The organism is Pseudomonas sp. OTU5201 (assembly GCF_038440135.1).
Classification (GTDB): Bacteria; Pseudomonadota; Gammaproteobacteria; order Pseudomonadales; family Pseudomonadaceae; genus Metapseudomonas; species Metapseudomonas resinovorans.
The window spans coordinates 1-445 of sequence record NZ_JASATC010000107.1; the positions used below are offsets into that span (position 1 = coordinate 1).

1 protein-coding gene is annotated in these 445 nt (G+C 64.3%); it reads left to right on the top strand.

All coding sequences use genetic code 11. The features are described 5' to 3' along the window. Positions 1–445, top strand: a 445-nt coding sequence (locus tag AAHM40_RS27050) for a hypothetical protein (RefSeq protein WP_342247448.1), incomplete at both ends; no start/stop codon positions are given.

Sequence of the window (445 nt, forward strand, 5' to 3'; positions counted from 1 at the left end):
CGCCCCGGAGACGGCAGCGGCTTCCGGTTCCGGCAATGAGGACTCGACCGGTATCCCGGTCGCCCTCAGCGGTTCGGACCTCGACGGCACGGTTGACCACTTCGTGATCAAGTCCCTGCCTGCCAATGGCACCCTGTTCCTCAATGGCGTGGCGCTGGCCATCGGCTCCGAAGTGCCGGCCTTCGCCAACGGCGCTTCGATCACCTTCGTGCCCTCGGCCAACTGGAATGGCACCACCGACTTCCAGTACGCCTCAGTGGATAACCAGGGCCTGGAAGACGGCACGCCGGCCACCGGCACCATCACCGTCGCGTCGGTCAACGATGCGCCGGAAACGGCAGTGACTTCTGCCTCCGGCAATGAAGATTCGGCCGGCATTCCGGTTGTGCTTAGCGGTTCGGACCTCGACGGCACGGTCGATCACTTCGTCATCAAGTCTCTGCCA